The sequence below is a fragment of the Psychrobacter sp. ENNN9_III genome (genome assembly GCF_001462175.1).
In the GTDB taxonomy this organism is placed as follows: Bacteria; Pseudomonadota; Gammaproteobacteria; order Pseudomonadales; family Moraxellaceae; genus Psychrobacter.
This window is the reverse complement of sequence record NZ_LNUO01000120.1, coordinates 1-4,400: the sequence shown is the minus strand read 5'-3', so window position 1 is coordinate 4,400 and position 4,400 is coordinate 1. Positions and strand designations below refer to the sequence as shown.

Sequence of the window (4,400 nt, the reverse complement as noted above, 5' to 3'; positions counted from 1 at the left end):
TTATTGAAGCAAATAATTACCAGAAGTAATCAATAGCTATTCAATAAAAAACCGTTAAAACAGCTTCGCAGTTTTAACGGTTTTTCTAATGGTTCTAATGATGATCAAAGCTTATATCATCAGAGCTTAGTGTTTTATATTGTTTTTATAACCCAGCAATTTTGCTATCACCGTCTTCACGATCTAGACCAAATGCAGTATGTAACGACTTAACCGCTTTTTCCAAATGCTGATCTTGAATCAAAACAGAAACTTTAATTTCGCTAGTCGATATCATTTGGATATTGATGTTGTTTTCAGCAAGAGTTTGGAACATTAAGCTGGCAACACCTGCATGCGAGCGCATACCAACGCCTACTAATGAAACTTTGACAACTTCACTATTGCCTAGGATCTCTTTTGCACCAATCTCATCTTTAACCTCGTCGTTTAGCACCTTCATAGTTTTGTCTAAGTCAGTGCGATTAACGGTAAAGGTGAAGTCTGTTGTACCTTGATCTGAAAGATTTTGTACAATCATATCGATCTCAATGTTAGCGCGACCAATCGGGCTTAAGATAGCAGAGGCAATACCAGGATGATCAGGTACACCGCGTACTACAATTTTTGCTTCGTCTCGGTTGAATGCGATACCTGAGATGATTGCCTGTTCCATATTGTCTCCTTCGTCTATCGTAATTAGGGTGCCGACAGTGTCTTGAAATTCTTGATCAAAGCTACCGTCGGTATTTTCATCAAAGCTAGAAAGTACACGTAAAGGCACACCATACTTACCAGCGAATTCTACTGAACGAATTTGCAAAATCTTGGAGCCAAGACTTGCCATTTCGAGCATTTCCTCAAAAGTGATTTTTTCAAGTTTTTTAGCTTTTGAGGTGACGCGAGGGTCGGTGGTATAGACGCCATCAACATCTGTATAAATTTGACACTCGTCTGCACCCAAAGCAGCTGCAATCGCAACACCTGTCGTATCAGAACCACCGCGGCCTAATGTAGTTGCGTTGCCTTCTTCATCAATACCTTGAAAACCTGCCACAATAACGATATTACCAGCGTCTAGTTGTTCACGTATGTTTTTATCATCAATGCTTTCGATACGTGCTTTATTGTGCGCGTTATCCGTTTTAATCGCTACTTGACGACCAGTCATTGAGCGAGCACCAATACCAAGCTCTTTGATTGCCATGGCTAGGAGTGAGATAGAAACTTGCTCACCTGTCGAGACCATTTGATCGTATTCACGAGGATCAGGCTGAGTGCTAATTTGACGAGCCAGATCGATTAAACGGTTGGTTTCACCGCTCATAGCTGAAACCACAACGACCACTTGATGACCGTTGTCGTGCCAACGTTTGACGCGTTTTGCGACATTTTTGATACGGTCGATACTGCCCATCGACGTACCACCATACTTTTGGACTATTAAAGCCATAAAATTTACCTATTATTCGACAATGGCTGTCTATAAGTTGCTAGCGTTAACCTACAATGAGTCTATTTGTTCCTATGGCTCGAGGTAGATACTAATAACGATAAAGCCGGATGATAAAAACTGCTGTGCTGTCTATTTTTTTGATGGCAGACTGGTTTAAGAGCTGACCGCCATACTTTATACCACACTAGCACGCTGATTTTAAGTCGTAACCGCTATTAGATACATGGCGATTGGTTATAATGGTTATAACCAATCAGATAATCTACTAAAATCTGAGCATATCGCCCATCTTTAGTCAAGTTGTGACTCAATCCACGCTGGTAAATCTTTGATGACTATACCTGTATTATCGGTTTTGGGTGCACCGCCTTGTGCATAATCAGGTTTACCACCGCCTTTACCTCCGAGCTCACTGGCAAGATGACGAACGATGTCACCGGCTTTAATACGAGCAGTGACTGACTTGGCTACACTGGCCGCCAATGCTAGTTGTCCATCTTTATCACCCACTAAGACGATTACGCTGTCTGATAGTTTGGACTTGATGTCATCCATTAAAGGACGAATCGACTTGCCATCAATACCCTCAACAGTACTAATCAATACTGGCGTACCTGCAATCGTCTGCACATTGTCTAATAAGCTCGCCGCTTGAGCACTGGCCATTTTCTGTTGTAGGCGCTCCAGTTGTTTTTCTAAGTCGCGCTGTTTGTCTGCCATGGTCTGTACACGCTGGGCTACTTCAGGACGTTTGACCTTGAGCTGAGATGCTAAAGTGCTCAGCTGCTGATCATTTTGCTGGATATATTTTATCGCACCCATGCCAGTAACGGCTTCAATCCGGCGAATACCTGCGGCAATGCCAGACTCATTGATAATTTTGAAGACACCGATATCACCGGTACGCTGCACATGAAGGCCACCACATAGCTCAATAGAGAAGGGCTGACGCTGTCCGTCAACGATACTGTCTGTGCCCATTGTTAAGACGCGAACGTCATTGCCATATTTTTCACCGAATAGCGCCACTGCACCTTTTTGCATCGCTTCATCGATGGGCATATTCTCGATACAAGCAGGCACGTTAGCTTGTATTTGTTCATTGACTAGGCGTTCTACGCGCATTATTTCAGTACTGCTGACGGGCTTGTCATAAGCAAAGTCAAAACGTAACACATCGCTTGATACCAGCGAGCCTTTTTGTGCAACCTCATCGCCCAACACTAATTTTAATGCTGCATGCAATAGGTGAGTGGAAGAATGGTTTTTGGCACTAGCGGCACGAACATCAGACAGAACTTGAGCATCAGCTGTTTGTTTAGTAGCAACCTCTCCCATAGTGACGACACCATAATGGATAATGGCTTGACCAGATTTTTTGGTATCTTGAACTTCAAAGACACCGGAGGCGGTACGAATTTCGCCCAGCTCGCCAACCTGTCCGCCACCTTCAGCATAAAATGGTGTGCGATCAAGCACAACAACGCCTTCCATACCTTCGTTCAAGTTGTCTACTTGATTGCCGTCTTGATAAAGAGCATCAATGGTCACACCTTCTTCTTCTAATTGCTCATAACCAATAAATTCAGTAGGACTCTCTACTTGAATGACACTGCTGTAATCAACATCGAATTTGCCAGCATCACGCGCGCGATCACGCTGTGCTTGCATATGCTCATCGAACTCAGCCTCATCGATCACAATACCACGCTCGCGCGTGATGTCAGCCGTCAAGTCTAGCGGGAATCCATAAGTATCATAAAGTTTAAACGCCGCTTCACCAGAGAGGGTATCGCCGTCTTGCAGGCCTTCAAGCTCAGCGGCAAGCAAACGTAAACCTTGTGCTAGTGTCTTGGCAAATTGAGTTTCTTCTTTTTGAATCGCGTTTTCGATGACGCTTTGCTTATCCTTTAGCTCAGGATAAGCTTCTCCCATTTCAGCTACGAGTGGCGCGACCATCTTATAGAAGAAATCGCTATCGGCGCCAAGCTTATTACCATGGCGGACAGCTCGGCGAATGACACGGCGTAACACATAACCGCGCCCTTCATTGCTTGGCAGGACACCATCAGCAATCAAAAAGGAAACTGCACGTATGTGATCAGCGATCACTTTAAGCGATGACTGCTGCTCATTTTGGATAACTAAAATATCAGCAGCGGCATCCATCAGATGAACGAATAAATCAATCTCGTAGTTGCCATGGACGTTTTGCATGATGGCGCTAATACGCTCAAGCCCCATGCCAGTATCGACACTAGGCGCAGGCAATGGCAGCATGGTGCCATCTTTTTGACGATTAAACTGCATAAATACGCAGTTCCAAATCTCGATATAGCGGTCGCCGTCTTCTTCAGGGGTACCAGGTAAGCCACCTTCAATCTCAGGACCGTGATCGTAAAAGACCTCAGTACAAGGACCACAAGGACCAGTATCGCCCATCGTCCAGAAGTTATCAGACGCGTAGGGTGCGCCTTTATTATCACCGATACGAATGATACGATCGCTAGGAATACCAATATCTTTATTCCAGATATCAAAGGCTTCATCATCGGTTTCATAAATGGTCACGTACAAGCGATCCTTGTCTATCCCAAGCCATTCATCAGATGTCAAAAACTCCCAAATGTATGCAATGCCTGCTTGCTTGAAGTAATCACCAAATGAGAAGTTACCTAGCATCTCAAAAAACGTATGATGCCGTGCCGTATAGCCAACATTGTCCAGATCATTATGTTTGCCGCCTGCACGTACACATTTTTGTGAAGATACAGCACGTGTATAGTCACGTGGCTCCATGCCCAAAAACGTCTCTTTAAACTGGTTCATACCGGCATTGGTAAATAGCAGTGTGGGATCATTATGCGGGATGAGACTTGATGAAGACACAACGGTATGCTGCTTGCTCACAAAAAAATCTAGAAAAGCTTGACGAATATCGGCTGAGCGAAATGGCTGACTCACA

General features: G+C 44.2%; 2 protein-coding genes. Both read right to left on the bottom strand.

Features of this window, described 5'->3' with window-relative positions; translation table 11 throughout:
- Nucleotides 1-145: 145 nt before the first annotated feature.
- Nucleotides 146-1,432, bottom strand: a complete 1,287-nt coding sequence (locus PENNN9_RS07390; RefSeq protein ID WP_058369060.1) for an aspartate kinase — start codon at nucleotides 1,430-1,432, stop codon at nucleotides 146-148.
- 294 nt (nucleotides 1,433-1,726) lie between these two features.
- Nucleotides 1,727-4,399 carry an alanine--tRNA ligase gene (gene alaS / locus PENNN9_RS07385; RefSeq protein WP_058369059.1) on the bottom strand — a complete coding sequence of 891 codons (2,673 nt, stop codon included), beginning with the start codon at nucleotides 4,397-4,399 and terminating at the stop codon, nucleotides 1,727-1,729.
- Nucleotide 4,400 lies beyond the last annotated feature (1 nt).